The organism is Alkalibacillus haloalkaliphilus (genome assembly GCF_007991275.1).
GTDB classification, from domain to species: domain Bacteria; phylum Bacillota; class Bacilli; order Bacillales; family Alkalibacillaceae; genus Alkalibacillus; species Alkalibacillus haloalkaliphilus.
Window position 1 is genome coordinate 1 of the sequence record NZ_BJYA01000024.1, and the last position, 23,277, is coordinate 23,277.

At 38.4% G+C, this 23,277-nt stretch carries 20 protein-coding genes, 10 tRNA genes, 1 pseudogene and 1 riboswitch; of the genes and pseudogenes, 25 read left to right on the forward strand and 6 right to left on the reverse strand.

Going from position 1 to position 23,277, the window contains the following annotated elements:
* The first annotated feature begins 11 nt into the window (after positions 1-11).
* The 15 genes from AHA02nite_RS14050 to AHA02nite_RS14120 all read left to right on the forward strand — a co-directional run bounded on the left by AHA02nite_RS14050 (position 12) and on the right by AHA02nite_RS14120 (position 9,097).
* Positions 12-88 (forward strand) — tRNA-Met (locus AHA02nite_RS14050).
* 3 nt (positions 89-91) lie between these two features.
* Positions 92-168 (forward strand) — tRNA-Asp (locus AHA02nite_RS14055).
* Positions 169-198: 30 nt separating this feature from the next.
* Positions 199-274: transfer RNA gene (locus AHA02nite_RS14060), tRNA-Phe, on the forward strand.
* A 10-nt stretch (positions 275-284) separates the two neighbouring features.
* Positions 285-370, forward strand: a tRNA-Tyr gene (locus AHA02nite_RS14065).
* A gap of 19 nt (positions 371-389) precedes the next feature.
* Positions 390-463, forward strand: a tRNA-Trp gene (locus tag AHA02nite_RS14070).
* 10 nt (positions 464-473) lie between these two features.
* Positions 474-546 (forward strand) — tRNA-His (locus AHA02nite_RS14075).
* A 7-nt stretch (positions 547-553) separates the two neighbouring features.
* Positions 554-628: transfer RNA gene (locus AHA02nite_RS14080), tRNA-Gln, on the forward strand.
* 3 nt (positions 629-631) lie between these two features.
* Positions 632-706 (forward strand) — tRNA-Gly (locus tag AHA02nite_RS14085).
* Between the two features lie 38 nt (positions 707-744).
* A tRNA-Cys gene (locus tag AHA02nite_RS14090) sits at positions 745-818 on the forward strand.
* A 200-nt stretch (positions 819-1,018) separates the two neighbouring features.
* Positions 1,019-1,927, forward strand: a complete 909-nt coding sequence (gene murQ / locus AHA02nite_RS14095; RefSeq protein ID WP_146818393.1) for an N-acetylmuramic acid 6-phosphate etherase — start codon at positions 1,019-1,021, stop codon at positions 1,925-1,927.
* Between the two features lie 94 nt (positions 1,928-2,021).
* Positions 2,022-3,389, forward strand: coding sequence for an ABC transporter substrate-binding protein (locus AHA02nite_RS14100; RefSeq protein WP_146818502.1), 1,368 nt, complete (start codon positions 2,022-2,024; stop codon positions 3,387-3,389).
* A gap of 148 nt (positions 3,390-3,537) precedes the next feature.
* Positions 3,538-4,431 carry a carbohydrate ABC transporter permease gene (locus AHA02nite_RS14105; protein ID WP_146818395.1) on the forward strand — a complete coding sequence of 298 codons (894 nt, stop codon included), beginning with the start codon at positions 3,538-3,540 and terminating at the stop codon, positions 4,429-4,431.
* Positions 4,432-4,446: 15 nt separating this feature from the next.
* Positions 4,447-5,289, forward strand: a complete 843-nt coding sequence (locus AHA02nite_RS14110) for a carbohydrate ABC transporter permease (RefSeq protein WP_146818397.1) — start codon at positions 4,447-4,449, stop codon at positions 5,287-5,289.
* Positions 5,290-5,443: 154 nt separating this feature from the next.
* Positions 5,444-5,639: riboswitch (cobalamin riboswitch) on the forward strand.
* Positions 5,640-5,768: 129 nt separating this feature from the next.
* The gene (locus AHA02nite_RS14115; RefSeq protein ID WP_146818399.1) at positions 5,769-8,045 is read left to right on the forward strand and encodes a ribonucleoside-diphosphate reductase subunit alpha; all 2,277 of its coding nucleotides are present in this window, start codon (positions 5,769-5,771) and stop codon (positions 8,043-8,045) included.
* Positions 8,046-8,056: 11 nt separating this feature from the next.
* On the forward strand, positions 8,057-9,097 hold the full coding sequence (locus AHA02nite_RS14120) for a ribonucleotide-diphosphate reductase subunit beta (protein ID WP_146818401.1): 1,041 nt from the start codon (positions 8,057-8,059) through the stop codon (positions 9,095-9,097).
* Positions 9,098-9,143: 46 nt separating this feature from the next.
* Here the strand turns inward: AHA02nite_RS14120 and AHA02nite_RS15190 are convergent, their stop codons facing one another.
* Together AHA02nite_RS15190 and AHA02nite_RS14125 are read right to left on the reverse strand one after the other, a co-directional pair.
* Entirely contained in the window at positions 9,144-9,287 is a 144-nt protein-coding gene (locus AHA02nite_RS15190) for a hypothetical protein (protein ID WP_170236117.1), read from the reverse strand.
* Between the two features lie 98 nt (positions 9,288-9,385).
* Positions 9,386-9,808: a hypothetical protein gene (locus tag AHA02nite_RS14125; RefSeq protein WP_146818403.1), complete on the reverse strand. Its 423-nt coding sequence runs from the start codon at positions 9,806-9,808 to the stop codon at positions 9,386-9,388.
* A 137-nt stretch (positions 9,809-9,945) separates the two neighbouring features.
* Here AHA02nite_RS14125 and AHA02nite_RS14130 point away from each other — a divergent pair, with 137 nt between their 5' ends.
* Both AHA02nite_RS14130 and AHA02nite_RS14135 read left to right on the forward strand, forming a co-directional pair.
* Positions 9,946-10,167, forward strand: a complete 222-nt coding sequence (locus AHA02nite_RS14130; RefSeq protein WP_146818405.1) for a hypothetical protein — start codon at positions 9,946-9,948, stop codon at positions 10,165-10,167.
* Between the two features lie 88 nt (positions 10,168-10,255).
* A tRNA-Leu gene (locus AHA02nite_RS14135) sits at positions 10,256-10,337 on the forward strand.
* A 372-nt stretch (positions 10,338-10,709) separates the two neighbouring features.
* Here the strand turns inward: AHA02nite_RS14135 and AHA02nite_RS15335 are convergent.
* On the reverse strand, positions 10,710-10,982 hold the full coding sequence (locus tag AHA02nite_RS15335) for a hypothetical protein (RefSeq protein ID WP_246118873.1): 273 nt from the start codon (positions 10,980-10,982) through the stop codon (positions 10,710-10,712).
* A 973-nt stretch (positions 10,983-11,955) separates the two neighbouring features.
* Between AHA02nite_RS15335 and AHA02nite_RS14145 the strand changes: the two genes are divergently transcribed.
* On the forward strand, positions 11,956-12,969 hold the full coding sequence (locus AHA02nite_RS14145; protein WP_146818409.1) for a DUF3231 family protein: 1,014 nt from the start codon (positions 11,956-11,958) through the stop codon (positions 12,967-12,969).
* Positions 12,970-13,114: 145 nt separating this feature from the next.
* Here AHA02nite_RS14145 and AHA02nite_RS14150 read toward each other — a convergent pair whose 3' ends face one another.
* The 3 genes and pseudogenes from AHA02nite_RS14150 to AHA02nite_RS14160 all read right to left on the reverse strand — a co-directional run bounded on the left by AHA02nite_RS14150 (position 13,115) and on the right by AHA02nite_RS14160 (position 16,039).
* Positions 13,115-13,708 (reverse strand): bifunctional transcriptional activator/DNA repair enzyme AdaA, encoded by a 594-nt coding sequence (locus tag AHA02nite_RS14150; RefSeq protein ID WP_146818411.1) that lies wholly within the window; start codon positions 13,706-13,708, stop codon positions 13,115-13,117.
* Positions 13,692-14,976: pseudogene (locus AHA02nite_RS14155) on the reverse strand (APC family permease). The gene AHA02nite_RS14150 and the pseudogene AHA02nite_RS14155 overlap by 17 nt, the downstream one beginning before the upstream one ends.
* 190 nt (positions 14,977-15,166) lie before the next feature.
* Positions 15,167-16,039, reverse strand: coding sequence for a LysR family transcriptional regulator (locus AHA02nite_RS14160; protein ID WP_146818415.1), 873 nt, complete (start codon positions 16,037-16,039; stop codon positions 15,167-15,169).
* A 153-nt stretch (positions 16,040-16,192) separates the two neighbouring features.
* Here AHA02nite_RS14160 and hpaB point away from each other — a divergent pair, with 153 nt between their 5' ends.
* The 7 genes from hpaB to AHA02nite_RS14195 all read left to right on the forward strand — a co-directional run bounded on the left by hpaB (position 16,193) and on the right by AHA02nite_RS14195 (position 23,277).
* Positions 16,193-17,680, forward strand: coding sequence for a 4-hydroxyphenylacetate 3-monooxygenase, oxygenase component (gene hpaB / locus AHA02nite_RS14165; RefSeq protein WP_146818417.1), 1,488 nt, complete (start codon positions 16,193-16,195; stop codon positions 17,678-17,680).
* A gap of 24 nt (positions 17,681-17,704) precedes the next feature.
* Positions 17,705-18,169: a flavin reductase family protein gene (locus AHA02nite_RS14170; RefSeq protein ID WP_146818419.1), complete on the forward strand. Its 465-nt coding sequence runs from the start codon at positions 17,705-17,707 to the stop codon at positions 18,167-18,169.
* A gap of 89 nt (positions 18,170-18,258) precedes the next feature.
* A complete protein-coding gene (gene hpaE / locus AHA02nite_RS14175; protein ID WP_146818421.1) occupies positions 18,259-19,755 on the forward strand; it encodes a 5-carboxymethyl-2-hydroxymuconate semialdehyde dehydrogenase in 1,497 nt (498 codons plus the stop codon).
* Positions 19,756-19,775: 20 nt separating this feature from the next.
* Positions 19,776-20,756 carry a 3,4-dihydroxyphenylacetate 2,3-dioxygenase gene (gene hpaD / locus AHA02nite_RS14180; protein ID WP_146818423.1) on the forward strand — a complete coding sequence of 327 codons (981 nt, stop codon included), beginning with the start codon at positions 19,776-19,778 and terminating at the stop codon, positions 20,754-20,756.
* A gap of 22 nt (positions 20,757-20,778) precedes the next feature.
* Positions 20,779-21,708, forward strand: coding sequence for a 2,4-dihydroxyhept-2-ene-1,7-dioic acid aldolase (gene hpaI, locus AHA02nite_RS14185; RefSeq protein ID WP_146818425.1), 930 nt, complete (start codon positions 20,779-20,781; stop codon positions 21,706-21,708).
* 32 nt (positions 21,709-21,740) lie between these two features.
* On the forward strand, positions 21,741-22,547 hold the full coding sequence (locus tag AHA02nite_RS14190) for a fumarylacetoacetate hydrolase family protein (RefSeq protein WP_146818427.1): 807 nt from the start codon (positions 21,741-21,743) through the stop codon (positions 22,545-22,547).
* Entirely contained in the window at positions 22,534-23,277 is a 744-nt protein-coding gene (locus tag AHA02nite_RS14195; RefSeq protein ID WP_146818429.1) for a fumarylacetoacetate hydrolase family protein, read from the forward strand. The genes AHA02nite_RS14190 and AHA02nite_RS14195 overlap by 14 nt, the downstream gene beginning before the upstream one ends.

Genomic DNA, 23,277 nt, shown 5'->3' on the forward strand with positions numbered 1-23,277 from the left:
GCAGTCAACATCGCGGGGTGGAGCAGTCTGGTAGCTCGTCGGGCTCATAACCCGGAGGTCGTAGGTTCAAATCCTGCCCCCGCAACCAAAAGGTCCGGTAGTTCAGTTGGTTAGAATGCCTGCCTGTCACGCAGGAGGTCGCGGGTTCGAGTCCCGTCCGGACCGCCATTTCAAATTAATACATATTTACTATCTAATGGCTCGGTAGCTCAGTCGGTAGAGCAACGGACTGAAAATCCGTGTGTCGGCGGTTCGATTCCGTCCCGAGCCACCATTTTCAAAATGGAGGGGTAGCGAAGTTGGCCAAACGCGGCGGACTGTAAATCCGCTCCCTTTGGGTTCGGCGGTTCGAATCCGTCCCCCTCCACCATTTTTACAATTTAAAACGTAGGGGTATAGTTTAATGGTAAAACGAAGGTCTCCAAAACCTTTGATGTGGGTTCGATTCCTACTACCCCTGCCATTTTTATATGGCGGTCGTGGCGAAGGGGTTAACGCACCGGATTGTGGCTCCGGCATTCGTGGGTTCGATTCCCACCGGTCGCCCTTTTTTTGGGCCATAGCCAAGCGGTAAGGCAACGGGTTTTGGTCTCGTGATTCTCAGGTTCGAATCCTGATGGCCCAGCCATATGCGGAAGTAGTTCAGCGGTAGAACACCACCTTGCCAAGGTGGGGGTCGCGGGTTCGAATCCCGTCTTCCGCTCCATTCACATGCACCGTATATCAATCATACAGTATATTGATGGCGGCATAGCCAAGTGGTAAGGCAGAGGTCTGCAAAACCTTTATCACCGGTTCAAATCCGGTTGCCGCCTCCATAAAATCTTAAATACATAATCTCAAGTTGGTAAACAATAGTTTATCAACTTTTTTTATGCCTGTTTTGAAATATTATTTTATAAATAAAAGATATGTTTGACATAAAAAATTAATAAAGTTATAATTATTATAAATTTTCAGCAAAGTTTATTGAAGATTTTTGAAAGCGTTTTACTATAGGGCTAAGGAGATCTAACTGATGGATTTATCTAAACTACTTACAGAACAAAGAAATGAAAATAGCATGAACTTAGATCAGCTTAATACTTATGAAATTTTGCAAACGATTCATCGAGAAGATCAAAAAGTTGAAAAGGCAGTCAGTGATGTTATTCCTTCCATAAATGAAGTTGTAGAAAATGTATATAAGCGTCTCGCTCGTGGAGGGCGTTTATTGTATGTTGGTGCAGGAACAAGTGGACGGTTAGGGTTTTTAGATTCATCAGAATGTCCTCCAACATTCATGACTCCTCCTGAAAAAGTTCAAACTTTAATGGCTGGTGGCATCAATGCATTCTTTCAAGCTGTGGAAGGTTCTGAAGATAACGAAGAGCAAGGGATAAAAGACATTACGGAAAAAGGTGTTAACGAAGATGATGTCGTGATTGGTATAACCGCTAGTGGTCGTACACCGTATCCAATTGGTGCATTAAAAGCTGCACGAAAGACTAAAGCTTATACAGTATCACTTACATGTAATAAAAATTCATTAATTAGTGAATATGCTGACCAAGCAATAGAAGTGGTGGTAGGACCTGAAGTATTAACTGGTTCAACGAGAATGAAAGCTGCAACTGCTCACAAAATGGTACTGAATATGATTAGTACGACAACTATGATCAAACTAGGAAAAGTATATGAAAACTTAATGGTTGATGTTCAAGCTAGTAATTATAAGCTTAAAAACCGTGCTAGAAGAATTATTATGGAAATAACAAATGTGTCTTATGAGGAAGCCGACCAAGCTCTAGCGGCAACTAACAATGAAGTTAAGCCAGCGATCGTCATGATTAAAAGTGGTGTTACATATGAAGAGGCACAGAAGTCAATTTTAAAGTGTAATGGTTATGTTCGAGAAGCAATTAATTATGCTAAGCAGTTAAGTTAGTTTTATTAGTAGAATACGCATTAATAGCTTTACATCTCTATTGGTGCGATTCATATAATAATAAGTTTAAAAGGGGGAGGAAACATTGAACAATATGTTCAAAGGTCAATACTTATTAGTATTAATGACAGTGTTGTTTATAATCTTTGCCATTGGTTGTGCTCCAGACGAAGCTCCTGTTGATGATGGTGAGCCTGATGAAGAAGAAACAACTGATGACAATGGTTCGAGTGATGAAGAAGCTACTGATGGTGAAGTTAGTGGCGAGTTAGAAATCCAATACTTTGTTGGTGGATATGGTGATTCATGGTGGAAAGAAGTCATTGAAGACTTTGAAGCTGAATACCCAGGTGTAGAAGTTGTTGAACACGCTGGTGCGAATATAAACGAAGAGATGAGATCGCGTTGGGTTTCAGGAAATCCACCTGATGTAGTTTATATCGATGGTGCAGGTTCAAGTGAAACTCAAATGGTAGAAGATGGTCAGTTAATGAATTTAACTGAATGGGCAGAAGGTGTTGAACTAGAAGACGGTTCTCCGCTTTTAGATAGCTTTATAGCTGAACCTTCAACTTATGATGGTGAACTATATAGCTTGCCATTAGTATTTGATGCTTGGGGAACATGGTATGACATGGCTCGTTTTGATGAGCATGGTTATGAAGTACCTTCTGATTTTAACAGCTTTATGAGTACAATGGGTGATATTCAAGATAACGAAGGAATTGAACCTTTCGTAACTACTGGTCAGCACCCTTATTACTTCTCTAGAGGTATGCTATACCCTGCATTTGCAGCACATGGTGGTAATGAGCTATTAGCTGACATTATCCAAGGTGAAGACGGTGCGTGGGAAACTGATGAAGCTGTAGAAATTATGGAAAATGTTCAAGAGATGGTTGAAGCAGGTTATGTTGATTCAGGTTTAGGTGCTTTAAACCATACACAATCTCAAATGAATTTCTTACTTCATGATAATGCGTTTATTCCAGTTGGATTCTGGTTACCAAACGAAATGGCAGGTGACACACCAGAAGACTTCCAATATGGTTTTATTCCTTCACCGATGAACCCTGAAGGAGAACCAATGGCAATCGTTCCTGACTTAAGACCTTTAGCTATTGCTGAGGAAGCAGCGAATCCAGAAGCAGCTAAAGCGTTTGTTGAGTTTGTATATTCTCGTGAATATGCAGAACTTTTCTCAGAGCATACAGGTGCGATTATGAACTTAGAAGATGTAGATTTATCTAATAACCCTAATGTTCCTGAATATTTAATTCAAGCTAACGACATGATTAATGATCCAGATCAAGTACAAATTTATTACATGCCTCATCCGATGAGTGCAGATCTAGAGACGCCTTTAAGTGATTCATTAGTGTCATTATTACTAGGAAATCTAACAGCTGAAGAATTTATTGAAGAAGCAGAGGAAGCTGCTGCGGATTACCGCGGTGAATAAAAGTAGCTGTGTATGGAATGTAGCAACGTCTACATTCCATACATTTATTAAATGCTGAAGTTCGTATAAATTCTCTCATAAAGTATTTGCCGAAAAATACATATAAGTAAGCTTGGTCAAAAACCTGACATACGAAAAGAGTGATTGTATGGTACAGAGTAAAAAACAAAAATATTTATTTTTAGCGTTTTGTCTAATTCCAACCTTTATTATGTTTAGCATTTTTACATTATATCCGTTGTTTAGTGGACTTTATTATTCATTTTTTGAATGGTCGGGGTCTTCTCAAACGAGAGAGTTTGTCGGATTTGATAATTATACTAGACTTTTTAACGATGATATAATTCCGGCTACAATTTGGCATGACTACTTTTTAGTTATAACTAAGGTTATTGGGATTATGATTATGGCACTATTTATAGCTGTAGCGTTAACTCAGTTAAAAATTAAAGAAGCGCCATTTTATAGAATTGTCTTCTTCTTTCCTAATATTATGTCGGTTGTCGTAATCGGTATTTTATGGACGTTTATTTACAACCCGAATTTAGGCTTAGTGAACTCAGGGTTGGAAGCGGTCGGTTTAGAGAATTGGACTAGACCTTGGCTAGGAAGTGAGACTTGGGCATTACCGAGTTTAGTTTTACCATCCATTTGGGCAGGTATTGGCTTATTTATGCTTCTATTAATGGGAGGTATAGCTAATATTTCTAAAAGTAACTATGAGGCTGCAAGAATTGATGGAGCAAATGAGTGGCAGCAGTTTTGGCATGTCACGCTCCCGTTAATTTGGCCACAGATTAAAATCTCCATTTTATATATCGTTATTACGACATTGAATGGTTCCTTTATTATTGTTCAAGTTATGACTGGTGGTGGCCCGAACAATTCAACACACGTCATGGGGTCATATTTATACCAGCAGGCGTTCAATCAGTATAACTTCGGTTACGGTGCTACAATTGGTGTTATGATTCTAGTCATCTCTCTAATTACTGTAATCCTATTACAATTCTTACTTAGAAGAGAAAAAGTTGAGTACTAAAGGGGGGGAGTCGCAATGAAAAGAACAGTCGGTGAAATGCTCGTTAGGTCAGGGATTAGGTTGCCGTTATTTTTATGGACTTTAGCGGTACTTTATCCAATCTTTTGGATGTTTTTAGGAGCATTTAAAACGAACGCAGAAATTTATGCCAATCCATGGGGGTTCCCTGAACAGTTTAACTTTGATAATTTCGTAACAGCATGGACGGATTATAACATTGATACGAGTGTATTTAATAGTTTAATAGTAACAGCAGTTGGTGCAATCTTATGCTTAGTTCTTGCGATTCCTACCGCATATGCGCTAGAACGTATACGCTTTAAAGGAAGCCAATTATTATTTACGCTATACATTTCAGCTATGATGATCCCGATGGTTTTAGGCTGGATCCCACTCTTCTTCTTACTCGCTCAGTTTAATATGCTAGATAATATATTTGGTCTAGCCATTGTTTATGCCATTTCACAATTGCCATTTACAATCTTTGTATTAACGAGCTTTATGGGAACAATTCCTAAATCACTAGAAGAGTCAGCTGCTATAGATGGTATGTCTCCATATGGGGTGCTTTGGAAGATTGTCACACCTTTAACGATGTCAGGGATTATTACCGTTACAATTATGAATGCGATTCAGTTTTGGAATGAGTATTTTATGGCCCTCATTTTCTTACAGTCTAGTGAAAACTATACACTAGCACTAGCAATCGACTTCATTAGCAATGAGGCGCAGTACACGAATGCTTGGGGAGTACTATTTGCCAGCTTAGTATTCGCGATTGTCCCAGTCATTATCTTATACTCGATTTTCCAACGTCGAATTACTAAAGGAATGACTGAAGGTGCTATAAAAGGATAATAATTATGTTGAGAATCCTCTGTTTATAGACAGAGGATTTTCTGTTACATTAAAAATAGTTTAATAGAAAGTCCTTGTTTTTTATTGATTAATCTTCTATACTAATATTTAACATCAATATATTGATGTTATTGCATTTCATAAAACTATATATTGTATTTTTGCTTGTGTGGATGCCTTTTGAAAGGCTTAAAAGGGAATTTGGTGAACAGGCCAAAACTGCCCCCGCAACTGTAAACGTGGACGAAATGGAAGACCACTTTATAAGCTAAGTGTTTGCTACTTATAAGGGAAGGTCCAGAGTAGGGTGAAGCGTAAGTCAGGAGACCTGTCTACATGAGCTAAGTTACATTTTCTTCGGGGTGATAAGAGAATGAAACGACTCGTGATACATATTGGTATAAACCAACGTATATTAATAAGTCGTTTTATTCGCTTCCCCCGATGGAGGCGAATTTTTTTATTTTAAGGAGGATTTTATGACGACGATCACAGAACAGGTAACTCTCGTTGTAACAGATGGAGGAAAGGACACTTTTTCAAAGGAGCGGCTTAGCTCTTTTATTAGTGAAGTAACAAAAGGATACGAGCATTTAACTGTTGCGAACTTTGAAGAAAAAGTTATGAAAGCTGTACAAAGTAAAGATGAATTAACCCCTGAACAGATTACGAATGAATTGTTATTGAGAGGTTTAGAAAATATAAGCCCACAAGAGCCAGGTTGGACTTACGTTAGTGCCAATATTTATTTAAAGAAGTTATATAAAGAAGCTGCGACTAACCGTGGTTATGTCGGAACAACTAAGTATGGTTCTTACTATGAATTGTTAAATATATTGTCTACACAAAACATTTACAGCGGTGAAATTTTAAATCAATATACTAAAGGTGAAATTGATGAAGCGGAATCTTTTATCGTGCCAGAGCGCGATCACTTCTTTACCTATATTGGTTTAAGAACGTTAGCTGATCGTTATTTAGCAAAAGATCATGAAGGTCATTACTATGAACTGCCGCAAGAGCGTTTCCTAACGATTGCGATGATGTTAATGGTTAATGAACCGAAAGAAAAACGTCTTCAATTAGTAGAAGAAGCTTATTGGGCATTAAGTAATCTATATATGACGGTAGCGACACCGACGTTATCAAACGCAGGGAAATCATACGGCCAGCTATCAAGTTGTTTTATCGATACGGTGGATGATAGTTTACAAGGCATTTATGATTCGAATACTGACATTGCTAACTTGTCGAAAAATGGTGGCGGAATTGGTGTTTATTTAGGGAAAATTCGTTCACATGGCAGTTCCATTAAAGGCTTTAAAGGTGTTTCAAGTGGTGTGATGCCGTGGATGAAGCAGCTTAATAATACAGCAGTTAGTGTCGATCAACTAGGCCAAAGACAAGGTGCCATTGCCGTATATTTAGATGTATGGCATCAAGATATTTTTAAGTTTTTAGATGCGAAGTTGAACAATGGTGATGAACGCCAACGCACTCACGATTTGTTTACAGGCGTATCACTACCAGATCTATTTATGGAAAAAGTTGAAGCGCGTGAAGACTGGTATTTATTTGACCCTCATGAAGTGCGAGAGGTGATGGGCTTTAGTTTAGAAGACTATTATGATGAAAAACAAGGTGAAGGATCATTTCGAGAAAAGTATGAAGCGTGTGTTCTTAATCCTGATTTATCAAAAGAGAAAGTACCAGCGATTGATATTATGAAAAGGATTATGGTTGGTCAGCTTGAGACTGGCACACCTTATATGTTTTATCGTGATGAGGCAAATCGACAGAACCCGAATTCACATCAAGGGATGATCTACTGTTCTAATCTATGTACTGAAATTATGCAAAATCAAAGTGCGACAACAGTAGAAGAGCAGTATACAGAAGATGGTAAGATTGTCGTTACGAAAAGTCCAGGTGACTTCGTCGTTTGTAATCTATCAAGTATTAATTTAGGAAAAGCTGTGCCAGATGATGTTCTAGAACGTTTAATTCCGATTCAAGTTAGAATGCTTGATAATGTGATCGATCTGAATACTATTCCGGTTCTGCAAGCACAATTAACGAATCAAAAATACCGTGCAGTCGGGTTAGGTACGTTTGGTTATCACCATTTACTTGCACTTAAAGAAATAGCGTGGGAATCAGATGAAGCAGTTGAATTTGCTGATCAGCTATATGAAAAAGTAGCTTTCTTAACGATTAAGTCGAGTATGGAGCTGGCGAAAGAGAAGTGTCCTTATCCATTGTTTAAAGGCTCTAAATGGCACGATGGTAGCTATTTCGATGAAAAAGGGTATGAAGGTGATAAGTGGGATCAACTGAAAGAGGACGTGCACGAGCATGGCCTGAGAAATGGATACTTAATGGCTGTAGCACCAAACTCAAGCACAAGTATTATTGCTGGAAGTACGGCTAGTATTGATCCGATCTTTAAAAAGTTTTATTCAGAGGAAAAGAAAGATTACAAAATTCCAGTAACAGCACCTGATTTAAGTCCTAAGACGTTCTGGTATTATAAGTCAGCTTATGACATCGATCATGCGTGGACGATTAAGCAAAATGCAAAACGCCAGAAACATATCGACCAATCGATCTCGTTTAACTTTTACGTCAGAAACACGATTAAAGCAAAAGAGTTGTTGGATTTACACTTATCAGCGTGGAAGTCAGGATTTAAGACGACTTACTATACGAGGTCAACGTCATCTGACATAGAAGATTGTGAAAGCTGTGAGTCATAAGGAGGATTAAAATGAACGAAACAATGCGTGAAAGAAAGCTATATGACATTCATGCCCCGAACGCATCGACCGGCATTATTAACGGAGAAAGTTCCAACGTCTTAAACTGGGATGATGTGAGATTTAAATGGGCATATCCGATGTATAAAAACATGCTAGCTAACTTTTGGACACCGTTTGAGATCAATATGTCGAGTGACCAAAAGCAGTGGGCAGAGTTAACAGATGCTGAGCGCGAGTCGTTTAAGAAAATCATTGGACTGCTAGCCTTTTTAGATTCAGTTCAAACAGACTATTCCGCAAAAGTGGCTGATTACTTAACTGATTCAAGTTTGGCTGCGTTAATGCAAGTGCTGTCGTTCCAAGAAGTTGTGCATAATCAGTCTTATTCATATGTGTTATCATCACTCGTTGAAAAGGGTGAACAAGATGAGATTTTTGAGTACTGGAAACACGATGAAATTTTAATAGAACGTAACCAATTTATCGCTGATGGTTATGAACGATTCGTTAAAGAAAAATCACCACAAGCTTTTATTGAATCTGTGGTCTATGATGTCGTGCTAGAAGGTCTGTTTTTCTACGCGGGCTTTGCGTTCTTCTACAACTTAGCCCGCAATCAAAAGATGGTTTCAACGAGCACGATGATTAATTATATTAACCGTGATGAGCTGTTACACGTTAATTTATTTGCACACATTTTCAAAGAAACGTTGAATGAAAACCCTGAACTTAATACAGAGGAAAACCTTCAGTTTGTGACAGAGACGTTTAGAGAAGCGACAGAACTTGAAGTGAAGTGGGGCGAACATATTATTGGTAACAAAATTGATGGGATCAACATGGACGAACTAGAGCAATACATCCAACATACAGCAAACAAACGTTGTAAATTAATGGGCGCACCAGTTCCGTTCCCTGAAGTGACAGAAAACCCACTTAAATGGATCAAAGCTTACAAAGAAGTCGATGAAGGAAAGTCTGATTTCTTCGAGCAAAAATCGAGGCAGTATACTAAAGTTTCGGATGATAATGGGTTTGATGAATTGTAAGAGAAAGCACCCTTAGTTGGGTGCTTTTCTTATAAAAATACTAGTACTATGGACGTTCTAGGCAGTTTTCTGAAGGTTGACCAGGTGGACAACTCGAAGCTGTAATTGCGCTACTAGCAGCTACGCTACCAATAGTTAAAAAAGATAAAGCTGTCACACTAACAATGCCTGTTAATATCTTTTTCCTCATTCATTTCACCACCTTCCAACTATTCTATCAATATTTTACATAATTTGAATTAAGAAGTAAATACTTATAAATTGAAATATTTCGACAAAAGCATAACCTTACATCATAAACGCAACAATCGTTACGATTGGAAATGAAGCGGCAAGCATCATAGCTGTCTTTTGTGTGGATTGGTAAAAGACCTTAGTTCGTTTGTCAATGTTCGAGTGTTTAAGTAGATCTCTTTTAGAAAGTAATCTGATTAACCCAACGGCAAACACGACTAAGGTTAAAACAAGTGGGATAACAGAACTTTCTGTACCTGTTAATTGTATAAAGCCAAAAACAATTAATAGAATCGGTACAATCTCAATAATCGTCACTCTAATAAGAAGTTGGGTTGTTAATCTTTGTGTGAAATCAGATGAAACTTCACCTTGATTCAGTTGGTCTTCTAACTTGTTCGATAACTGACCAAACACAATAACAATTCCAATAACAGCAATGATCGAAGCAATAGCAAAATACCAAATTGGATCCATCATAACATCTCCCTTTTATGTATTTCTCTTCAATATATATTAACGATTTAATAACAAAATACGTTTCAAATTTTTGTAATATTTCTCATCAAATCATTTATAATGGTTATATACAATTCAAGAGGAGGATAATTCGCATGCCATCTATTGACCCACCAAACGATCGGATTTCCCCTTATATAAGATTCGGGAAAAATGGTATGTATGTCGATGAAAGTGCACCAGAAGTGATTCGTAAAGAAGCTGAGCAATATATAAGTGATGTGGAAAGTGTGCAAGAAATGGCTTATGGTGACAGGAGAGAAATGCAATTAATTGATTTAAGTGACTTTGAGGGTTGGAAGCGGAAATGGGAATGACTGATAGTGTAACTATAAAAGGTTGACCTGAGTATGGTCGCTGATTTATAATTGTTCTCGCGAGCGAAAATGAATATATTATTTACATGCCGGTGTGGCGGAATTGGCAGACGCGCACGACTCAAAATCGTGTTCCTTCTGGAGTGTCGGTTCGAACCCGACCACCGGTATCTTTAACATAATTTACGTTAATTTCAATACTTTGAGATAGCTCATAAACATCGATAAATCAATGTTTGTGAGTTTTTTAGACCAAGATAGAAAACGATTTGAAATGAATCTGCTTGACACAAATTTTACACAGCCATTTCTCGAATTTTTCATAGTTCCTAGTTCATCTTCTGTACGCAATTCCTTAACTACATGGGTATATTCCTTCAAAGTCGCCTCAAACGTTAGTGTCCGTATTTAATTCTCTCTGTGAGTTTTGATCCTAAAGCTTTTTTTTGAAAGACTTGGTGCATTCTGAAAACCAATGCAAGGAGCTGCCTCTCAATGACACATGAAGAAGTACAGCTCCTCCTTTTGCGCCTTAATTAATGTTATTGACATTTTCCAACAAGAATTTTACCTTCTAAGACAGGAGCAGCTGAAGTGCCGGTCAACGAATTAAAAGGGCGTACTAACACACGTGAGTTTAGCGTAACGGATGCAGCGGTAGGAAGTTCTATTCGGGAGGACCAAGTAGGTGGGTCTTCGGGAGTAGCAATTAGCTGGTTTCTAAAGCTGCCAGTCCCGTGAATGACGATTTCACCTGCATATTTGTCAAAATTACCGAAAAATCGAGGGTGTGGTAAGGTTACCATAATGCTCACAGCCTGACCTCCTCTTGGACCAAAATTTACATATGCTACACCACCTGTACCGAATGGTACACTCATTCGGGGCTGTAAAGACGTACAGCAGGGATATGGGATTAAACCTGGAACGCAGAGGATGTCCCCGGGAAATAACACATTAGGATTTGGAATATGGGGATTGTTGACTGCAAGCGCTTCTATTCTTACCCTAAACATCTGCGCAATGGTATAAAACGTGTCTCCTGGAACTACGGTATACCGACCCGAAAACCCCTGTGGACAGTTCCCTGGTATTCTTGCTTGTTGTTTATAAATAAATACCGCCCTCCCAAACGTAGAAAAATTATTTATACGGTTATTTTATGGTATGTAGTAACGTTTAGAATTGGGATGCTTTTTTTACTCATGAATTAAGTATCATCAAAACAGTAAAAACACTTTCCTTTTTGGTTATCATTTACAGCATCTTTGACAGAGGTTAAGTTTTTCCGTTTACTTTTATTAGTAGTTGGAGAACCATGGTTGAATTATCAAAAATAAAAGCTGTGTAAATTCTTTGATAATTTTTAGATAGTTTTACTTTGATGTATTCTTGAAATATACGAAACCCTCGCATCGGCACATTGCAGTGATTACGAGGTTTCTCTATTTTGAGAAATTGATTTAAAAATATAAAAACAGTGTTCTTTACACAATCATATTGCCTATTTGACCATTTGTTATCAGATTCATTCTTGCCTCTTGATCATTTTAATCCTAAATTTCAATCTTTAATTTTGGGGAGAGGAGTAAAAAAGTGTTTATTTAAACCAGCCCCATTAAAGGTTAAAGTATTTTCTATATTATAATTCCCTTCCTGTCCCTTTCTAATTTATTTCTAAAATTCTTTCTATTTTCATTCCAATAAATCAAAATCACTCTACATATAAGAGGTACAAAATGGTTAAACTGAAAATTAGACATAGTGATTATTAAGGAGTGAAGAGAAATGGATTCTTCGCAACACAATAACATTAAATTAACATCAGGTGAAATTACCAATTTATGGGCTGCGTATATGGATGATAGCGCTTCTATTTGCCATTTAAAATATTACCTAAATACAGTAGAAGATACGGAAGTTAAATCTATTATTCAATATGCATTAGACATTTCACAGTTACATGTAGACACAATAAGCGAGATATTTACTCAAGAAAATTATCCTATTCCTCATGGCTTTAAATTACATGAAGACGTTGATGTGAATGCGCCAAAATTGTTTTCTGACACTTACTGTTTAAATTTGCTTAATAATATGGGAAAGATTGGTTTGAATGCATATAGCGCAGCTCTACCTTTAGCGGTAAGAGAAGATGTTTATAGCTTTTTTAGTCAGTGTTTAAAGGAATCAGATAATCTTATCAAACAAACTAACGATCTATTATTGGCAAAGGGGCTGTATATCAGGTCACCATATCTTCCAAAGCCTGAATCGTATGATTTTGTAAAACGGAAAAGTTTTTTGGCAGGCTTTTTTGGGGATAAAAGACCTTTAACAGGTACTGAAATCATCAACTTATATTCCAACTTTCAAAGAAATGCATTAGGAAGTGCTACTATGATAGGGTATAGTCAAGTTGCACAGAATGAAGATGTGGTAAATTTTCTCTTAAGAGGAAAGGAAATTGCACAAAAGCATTGTGAAATATTTGGTTCATATTTAAAAGATAACGATTTACCGAGTCCTATGTCTTGGGGTACTGAGGTAACTGATTCTACTGAGTACACTTTTTCTGATAGAAAAATGATGTTCTATGTAACAAGTTTGATTGCACTTAGCGTAGGGTACTACGGGGCAAGTATGTCCATGAGTCCAAGAAGAGATATTGGTGTTATGTATAGCAGATTAGTATCAGAAATATTAAAATACGCTGATGACGGGGCTAAAATCATGATTAAACATGGTTGGATGGAAGAACCACCACGGGCACATGACCGTGATGAACTAGCAAAAAAGTGAGTTAGCAGTGGAAAAGATAAGTCTTAAAGTAATTCTCATAAGCTAAGCTTTTAACATATTGAGCTTGAAACTGACTAGGTGAAAGCTCGGTCCCTGTTTAATTGATGGGGGAGGTAATGTTTTTTATATAGAGAAACAAAACCAATCAATCCTCATTAGCCAATCTTTTAACATACTGAGCTTGGAACTGACCAGGAGAAAGCCCAGTCCCTCGTTTAAAGGCATGATAAAAACTGGAAATACTTTGATAACCCACTTTAAAACTAATTTCTGTACTATTTAAATTAGTCGTTAAAAGTAGTTCTTTTGCTTTCTTAACTCTAATCTTCTCTAAGTGCATACGAGGAGTATTACCAGTTCTGTTTTTGAAGAGTCGGTTTAAATGATAAGGGCTGATTCCTACCATGGATGCTAATTCATCTAAGAGAATTTTTTGACCATACTTTTCTTCTATGATCTGCATCGTTTCCTCTATAACTATTTCAAGAGGGTCATAAGTTTTTGTTGATTTCAAATCAGGTCGACATCTCTTACATGGACGATATCCCGCTTTATGTGCATTAGCAGTATTTGAAAAGAAGGATACATTCTCACGATTGGGGATTCTAGATTTACAAGAAGGTCGACAAAAGATGCCTGTCGTCTTGACTGCATAAAAAAACAACCCATCATATGCAGGATTACATGAAATTGTTGCTTCCCACATAACATTTTGGGACAGATTATTTTGATCCCTCATGACTTTTTAAACCTCCTTTGTAAGAAAATACTTCTTCCCCAAATCATATAAAATATATATAACGATGACACAATCATTGGAACGACAATATATAAATTGAAAAAAGGAAGCACGAGTAAACACAAAATGAAGGACGTAAGTGATGTCCACCACGCCATTGTGTTCTTCTTAAACAATTTTATGCCTGCTGCCATTGAAAGAAGGTAAACTATAATCCCTAATGAAGTCGGTATAAACAAAATGTCATCGAATGCTAACGACAAAGCTTTCGTCACCAAAACACCTGTTATTGAAAAACAAACAACAAACAGAACCATCAGTCTTGGAATTTGAGTAGTTGTATGTAGGTTTGAAAACAATTCCGGAAAAGCACCATCCCTACTTAGTGAATATCCTAATTGAGTAAGACTGGCGATAAATGCGTTTGCTGTTCCTGTACAAATAATTAAAGCTAAGACAGCCGTGACAGCTTTAGCACCCATACCTAGTGTATCTCCCATTATAACACTAATAGGAGATAGGTTGCTTTCTTGACTACCATATGTAGCTGTTCCAATCGTAACAAAGCTTAGCGCCAAAAATAATAATCCAATAACAACTACACTAACTATAGCCCCTTTGATTATATTCTTTTCTGGCCTTTTGAATTGCAAAGCTAAATTACAGATTGCCTCCCAACCGAAAAAAGACCAAAAGATAATTGTGACTGCTGTTCCGAGAGAAAACCAGCCATTTGGAACAAAGGGTGTGAAATGATCCCACTGTATTCTCGGAAGTGACACAATTATAGTTAATACTAGGAGAATCAGTAGTAAAGTACTTAAAATTAATGCAACTTTACCACTTACTTTAACCGCGTAAAAATTGAAAAGACCTGCAATTACCAATATAAAGACAGCAATGATCATTGTCTCAAAATGTGAGAATCCAAATGCCTGGCTGACGTAAAAAGCGCCGGTTAAGGATACGATTGTTTGACCGACTGCTGCTGTTACGAAATAAAACCACCCAACGATATTGCCAAGGTGATATCCGAAAGAACGTCTAACAAAGGTTGCTGTTCCACCAGCATCAGGAAATTCTCGTGCCAAACTAGCAAAGGAATAAGCAAGCGGAAAACTAATTAATATAACGATAAGCCAAGATACGATTGATGCAGGCCCTGCGATTGAGGCCGTTGCTCCCGATAGAAAAAGGACACCTGATCCTAGAATAGCTGCAATGTACAAAGCAATCCCTTGAAATAATCCAATCGATTTATTGTTCATAGTCTCACACCTTTCATAGCATTCAGTGTACTAGTAAAAGGGTGAGAAATTCTTCTCGTTTTTTGCGGTTTAATTCGTAAATTTATTGGTAATTCATAAGATAGTTAACGTATTCAACCGTATACATTATGTCTACTTATTACAGCGCCCAACTGTTTATTGCACAAAATCCCTAACAAGTCGTAAGCAATCACTCAAATAACTCTAAAAACCTCCTAGCACTCTTAGTTAAATAACGGTCTTTTAACCATATTAATGCTGACTCTGAATATATATTCTCATCAGCAATGGCCAGCATCTTAACACCATCTAAATCCTTATGTTGAAAAGTCGACTCAGGGATGATGGTTCCACCTATACCTGACCTTACTAAATCTATGATCATATCGACATCTGGGCAATCTAGTATGATCTTAGGTGTGAGGTCATGTTTTTTAAATTTCTCCAAAATAACTTCATATTGTCCAACCCCACTAATACGATGTAATAACATGAGAGGTAAGTTTGATAGTTCTTCCATAGTAATCGACTCTGAATTGGGCACTTCCCACTCTTGAGGTAAAACAGCGACGTAATTCTCTTCTCGTAATGGTCGTGATTCGAAAGCTTGTAAGTCTAATGGTAGGCGAATGATGGCAAAGTCTAGTTCGTGGTTGAGAAGGTGTTCAGCAAGTGCGTATGAGTCACCTTCTTTTAACCGAAATGAAACGTCTGGATATTGCGATCTGAACTGTTTCAGTCGTTTAGGAATGTATGAGAAGCATGTTTTCACACAGCCAACAGCAAGTTGCCCACGATAACCTTCTTCAATATCTTTTACTTCAGTCACTGTATCATCAATTTGTGAAAAGAGTAATTCTACTTTTTTATATAAAACTTCTCCAGCTTCTGTCAGTACGAGTTTTCTAGATTGACGGTCAAATAGGGTAACACCGAGTTCGGTTTCTAAGTCTTTGAGGCTTTTACTGAGGGGAGGTTGTTGGATGTGTAGTTTTTTCGCTGCTTTCGTAATTTGACCTTCTGTTGCGATCGTATGAAAATACTTCAATCGTTTAAAGTCCATTTATCAGCTCAGCTCCCATACATTTTTTATATGGTCTTATAACAAAACTTATATTATTAATGTATCAGCATTCGTGCTAATATTCAAAATATAAAGAAAAATAAGTGAAGCGCGATTTGGAAGTACATACAAATTTGAGGAGGTTATATTAAAATGCCAGCAAAAACAGGTGCAGAGTATATTGAACGTCTCAAAAGAGCTAACAACAACGTTTACATTGGGGGTGAGCGTGTTGATGATGTGACAGAACACCCAGCGTTTAAAAACGTCATTCAATCAATGGCTAAGCTTTATGACATGCAATATGAGAAGCCAGAGAAAATGTTGTATGACTCACCGACAACAGGTGACAAAGTCGGTAAAACATTTATGTTGCCGAAGACGATTGATCAGTTAATTGAACGCCGTGAAGCGATTATGGAATGGCAAAGCTTTACGAAAGGTGTTATGGGACGCTCTCCAGATTACTTAAATGCAGAAGTTATGACGATGGAAGCGGCTTACGATTTCTACGGTCAAGACAATCCACTGTTTGCCGAAAACGCTCGTAAATACGCAGAGTATGCTAGAGAAAATGATATTAGTTTAACCCACACGTTAATCCACCCACAAGTTAACCGCGCCAAGATCCAAGCAGAACAAAAAGATGCCAACGTCGCTTTACATGTCGTTGAGAAAAATGATGATGGTGTCATCGTAGATGGTGTTCGCTTATTAGCGACACAAGGCGGTATTACTGATGAAATTATGGTATTTCCGTCAACGGTAAAGAAAGCAGGCGAAAAAGATGATCCCTATTCGTTAGCATTTGCCATCCCGAATAACACGCCAGGACTTCGTTATCTTAGCCGTGAATCATTTGATTATGGTATGAACAGTTATGATCATCCTTTAGGTTCTAAATTTGAAGAAGGCGATACGATTGTAGCCTTTGATCACGTATTAGTGCCGTGGGATCGAATCTTTATTTTAGAGAACTCAACGATTTGTAACCAAGCTTTTGCGGAGACGAATGCGGTTGTTCATATGACGCACCAAGTTGTCGCTAAAGACATTGCGAAGACAGAGTTTTTATTAGGTGTCGTTCTAACGTTAATGGATTCGATCGGAATTGACGGGTTCCAGCATGTTAAGGACAAAGGAACTGAAGTGATGTTGACGTTAGAAAATATGAAGTCTCACTTATTTCGTGCAGAGCATAATGCGAAGTTAGACAAATGGGGCATGATGACACCAGACTTTGAAGCACTTAATGCGGCTAGAAACTGGTATCCAAGAGTGTATCCACGTTTAGCAGAGATTTTAAGAATTTTAGGTGCATCAGGCATGATGGGTATTCCATCTTATGACGACTTTGCCTCGGATGAGATTGGTCCTATTTTGCACCGTGCTATGCAAGGTAAGAATGTTGAAGGTTTTGAACGTGTGCAAATTTTCCGTTTAGCTTGGGATTTAACGATGAGTGCTTTCGGTAGTCGCCAAACGCACTATGAGTATTACTTCTTCGGAGACCCGATTAAAATGGGAATGGCTTACTTTGATCAGTATGATAAAGAAAAATATAAAGATGTCGTGAAAGACTTTTTAAAACAAGAAAATATTACTAAGCCAAGTGCTATTAATAGTGGGATGAACGTATAACTTTAATGAGTTAGGAGGCGAAATATGGATAGTCGAATTTTCCGAGATGCGATGGGACGGTTTGCAACTGGGGTTACCGTTGTTACGACACAAGTAGATGATGAAACGCATGGTATGACGGCAAATGCTTTTATGTCAGTTTCATTAGACCCTAAGTTAGTGACGATCTCAATTGATCATAACGCTAAAATGTATAGCCAGATTAAACAATCACAACAATTTGCAGTTAGCATTTTATCTGATGAGCAGATGGATGTGTCGATGCATTTTGCTGGGCAGAAAGAAAACCCAGCAGCCGTTCAATTTGATTTTGTTAGTGGAATACCAGTTATTCGTGATGCGTTAACGGCGGTTGTGTGTAACGTGATCGAATTTTATGAAGTTGGTGATCATACGTTATTTATTGGGGAAGTGCTTGAGATTAAATTAACTGACGGCAATCCACTTGCCTTTTTCGGCGGTAAGTATGGGAGTTATCAACCTGTATAAAGTGTGAGGTGTTGTTATTAAGCACCTCTTTTTGAAGTTGATATTGTAGTCTATCAAGCATAAAAAATATAGCAAAAGGAGAGGATCTTGTGACACAGTTTCAAGCGCCATCTCAGAAAAAGTTAAAAGATATATCATTGTATATTAACGGTGAATTTGTTAAGTCCAACAGTCAAGAAACGTTTGAAAACATTAACCCATTTACGAACGAGCCAATTAATCATATTGCTGCAGGTGATGCGGCAGATATTGACGCGGCAGTGGCGGCTGCAAAAAGAGCTTTTCACGGTGAATGGGGAAAAATGAAGTTAGACGAACGCCTTGATTACGTATATAAAATTGGTGATTTAATCGAGGAGCATAGTGAAGAAATTGCTGTTTTAGAGTCATATGATACAGGCTTGCCAATTAGTCAGACGAGGAAAATGATTGCGCGTTCTGCGAAAAACTTTAGGTTTTATGCCGAAATGGTCAAAAGTCATTTGTATGGTGAAGCGTATCAAGTTGATGATGAGTTTATTAATTACTCAGTTCGTAAACCAGTCGGTGTTGCGGGATTAATTACACCTTGGAATGCCCCTTTCATGTTAGAAACGTGGAAGATTGCTCCGGCTTTAGCAACAGGAAACACGGTTGTGTTAAAACCAGCTGAATGGTCACCTTTATCGGCTAACCGTATTGCGGAAGTGATTAATGAAGCGGGACTTCCAGATGGCGTTTTTAACGTCGTGCACGGGTATGGCGAGACAGCGGGTGCTGCCTTAGTGCGTCACCCAGATGTTCCACTCATTTCTTTTACAGGTGAGACGACAACAGGTTCAGAAATTATGAAAAACGGTGCAGATGCATTAAAGCAATTCTCGATGGAGCTAGGTGGAAAATCGCCAATTATTATTTTTGATGATGCTGATGTCGAACGTGCGCTAGATGCGTGTACTTGGGGAGTATTCTCGTTTAATGGTGAGCGTTGTACTGCTAACTCGAGAGTTTACCTGCATGAAGACATTGCTGATGATTTTATTAAGAAATTAAAGGAACGTGTCGATCGAATTCGAGTTGGTGACCCGATGGATCCAAATACACAAGTCGGTCCGTTAGTTCACCGCAATCATTATGACAATGTCAAAGGTTATTTAGAGTTAGCGGAACAAGAAGGTTGTGAAGTTTATAGTGGTCACGTACCTGCTGAACATAGTCGTGGTAATTTTGTGCCCCCGACATTGTTATTAAATGCTGATCAGCATATGCGAGTCGTTCAAGAGGAAATTTTCGGTCCAGTGATCGCAGTGATGACTTTTAAAGATGAGGATGAAGTAATCGAAAAAGCGAATGATGTGCGTTACGGTCTTGCAGGTTATGTATGGACGAAAGATATGCAGCGTGGTCATCGTGTTGCTCAGGCGATCGATGCTGGCATGTTGTGGGTGAACTCGCAAAATGTTCGCGATTTACGTACACCGTTTGGTGGTTCAAAACATAGTGGAATCGGCCGCGAAGGTGGATTTTATGCGTTTGAATTTTACACTGAAACGCAAATCATTCACGTGGCGATGAAAGATCATTATATTCCACAGTTAGGTAAGTAAATGGAGAGGAGTTGAACGTTATGAACTTCAACATTATTCGTTGCGGTCGTGCTGTGTTACATGTCACTGACTTAGAACGATCTAAAGCGTTTTACGAAGCGTTAGGGTTTGTCATCACTGAATCTGATTCAGACTGCGTCTATTTAAGAGGGCTTGAAGAGCATAACCATCATAGTTTGTTGCTAAAAGAAAAAGACGAACCAGTCGTCGAGGCGATCAGTTATAAAGTGTACTCAGATGAAGACCTTGATCAATTGGCCGGTCATTTTGAAAGTGAAGGTACGAAAGTTAAATGGTTAGAAAAAGGTTCTCAACATGCTTTAGGGCGAGCGTTTCGGATTCAAGACCCACAAGGTTTACCGGTTGAATTTTATGCTGAGATGGACTCTGTTGATAGACTCTTGCAACGTTATGACTTGTATAGAGGAGCGAAAGTCCAACGAATCGACCACTTTAACTGTGCTGTAAAAGATGTACAACAAAGCTATGACTACTACATTAACGAATTAGGCTTTGCGTGTTCAGAGTATACCGTCGATGACAAAGATAACATTTGGGCAGCTTGGCTCCATCGAAAACCGAGCGTACATGATGTGGCGTTTATGAATAGTGATGGGCCACGTTTGCACCATATTGGCTTTTGGTTAAAAGACCCGATGAGTTTAATCGATGGTTGTGACGTACTAGCGTCGATGGGTTATGCGAAAAACATTGAAAGAGGACCAGGTCGACACGGTTTGTCGAATGCTTTCTTCTTATACTTAAGAGATCCAGACGGTCATCGTATTGAACTTTATAATGGTGATTATTTAACGAGTGACCCTGATTTCAAACCGGTAAAATGGGATTTAAATGATCCATTACGTCAAACTTTCTGGGGCCACGAAGCACCTGACAGTTGGTTTGATGAAGCATCGATTGTATTAGATGTTCACACTGGAGAACCAGTTGAAACAGGTGAACCGAAGCTTAAAAAGACGAAGCCTCAGTTCATGATTTAAAAGATTGATAGGAGGAATGGCAATGTCTAACCAGTACGAAGAAATTAAACAAAAGTTAAGAGGTTCGATCACACCTGTAATTACCCCTTTTGATTCAGACCATGAAATAGATTTCGTCAAGCAATCTGAGTTAATTGAGTTTCAGTTAGCTAATGGAACACATGGTATTTCCGTAACAGGGACTTCTGGTGAGCCGAGTTCTATGACAACTGAAGAGCGTGTTCAAGTGATGGAAAATGCGGCAAGAACGATCGACGGCCGCGTGCCATTTGCACCAGGTACGGGTTCAACTAATCACGATGAGACGATTTATTTAACTCAAAAAGCCCAAGAAATCGGTGCTGATGCGGCAATGGTTATTGTTCCTTACTATAATAAACCGAACCAAAAGGCACTTTATAAACATTTTAAAACGGTCGCAGATTCCGTCGATATTCCAATTATTGTTTACAACATTCCGGGTCGTACAGCGAAAAACTTAGAAGTTGAAACACTAGCTCAATTAGCTAAAGACTGCCCGAATATTATCGGTGTTAAAGAATCGAATAAAGACTTCGAGCACGTTAATCGTGTGTTATTAAACTGTGGAAAAGACTTTCTATTATTCTCAGGAATTGAACTATTATGCTATCCGATGTTAGCGATCGGTGGTGCAGGTTCAATTAGCGCAACAGCAAACGTTGAGCCAAAAAAAGTAGCAGAAATGCATGATGCATGGTTTGCAGGTGATGTTGAAAGAGCACAAAACTTACACTTTGAACTGATGCGACTAAATGATGTGTTGTTTATGGATACAAACCCAGCTCCTGTTAAAGCAGCTTTAGGCATGATGGATAAAATTGAACCTGTGTTAAGACTGCCAATGGATTTACCGACAGACGATGTTCAAAAAGTGATCCGTCAAACTTTAATCGATTATAATCTTTTAACGAATACGAAGCCGGTTAGCTAATAGCCGGCTTATCTGTATGAGAGGTGAAATAGATGACGCGCGTTAACTTTAAGCTTCAAGGCTTTTCACAGCTAAAAGAAGGTACGTTACATGACGATTTTCAAAAGATCACAATAGATGAAAAGCAATATAACGTCGATCAATTAAAGTTTGATAATCCGATTACGGGGACGTTGTATGGCACACTTTTAAACTATAAAGGTGAGTATGAGCAACTCAAACCAGAAATGAATGACAAACCTTATCAAAAACCACCTCAAGCCCCTATATTGTACATTAAACCGATCAATACGTTCTCCACTCATCATAACCCGATCCCACTTCCAGAAGGAGAAGAGCAAGTCCAAATTGGAGCAGCCTTAGGATTAGTCGTTGGCCAAACAGCAACGAAAGTTAAAGCAGAAGATGCTTATGATTATATTAAAGGCTATACGATTGTGAATGATGTTAGTTTGCCTATATCAAGCTATTATCGTCCAGCCATCAAACAAAAAGCTAGAGACGGTTTTTGCCCTATAGGTCCATGGGTTGTGAACCAAGGTGAGATCCGTGACCCTCACAATCTAGCAATAAGAGTTTCCGTTAATGGTGAAGTAAAACAGGAAAATTACACCGGCAATTTAATTCGCCCGATTCCTGAACTCGTTTCAGAAGTAACTGAATTTATGACGTTATATGAAGGAGATGTCCTATTGATCGGTGTACCAGAAAATCAACCTTTAGCAAAAGAAGGCGACCAAGTTAGTATTGAAATTGAACAAGTTGGACGTTTAAATAACAGAGTCGTTCATGAAGATGACGTTTTCGTAAGTGAGGTGGCTGTTGATGAAGCAAGGTAGAGTGTTATACGAATCAACGTTACATCATGTAACTGAAGTAGACGGTAGGATACAACTAAAAGATGGCAGATTAGTAGAAGAACACGAAGTTGAATGGTTGCCACCCGTAGAAACAGAGACGATCTTCACACTTGGTTTAAACTACGCAGATCATGCGAAAGAGTTATCTTTCACAAGTCCATTACCAGAACCACTTGTCTTTTTAAAAGGTAAAAATACAATTACCGGTCACCGCGGTACGACGGTTAGACCTGAAGATGTTGAGTTCATGCATTACGAGTGTGAGCTTGCAGTGGTGATTGGTAAGTCAGGTAAAAATATTAAAAACGAAGAGGCGCTTGACTATGTGAAAGGCTATACTGTTGCGAACGATTATGCGTTTAGAGATTATCTCGAAAACTATTTCCGTCCTAATTTAAGGGTGAAAAATAGAGATGGTTGTACGCCAGTAGGCCCTTGGTTTGTTTCAAAAGAGGATATTGAAGACCCGATGAACTTACAGCTTAGAACGTTTGTTAATGGTGAGAAAACACAAGAGGGGTCGACGAAAGATATGATTTTAGGAATTCCAGAGCTAATCGAATATTTAAGTAGTTTTATGACTTTAAATGATGGCGATATGATTTTAACAGGAACGCCTAAGGGCTCGGTTGATACTAAAGTTGGCGATGAAGTCATGACTGAAGTTGAAGGCGTTGGCCGGTTAACCAACACGATTGTAAGTGAGTAA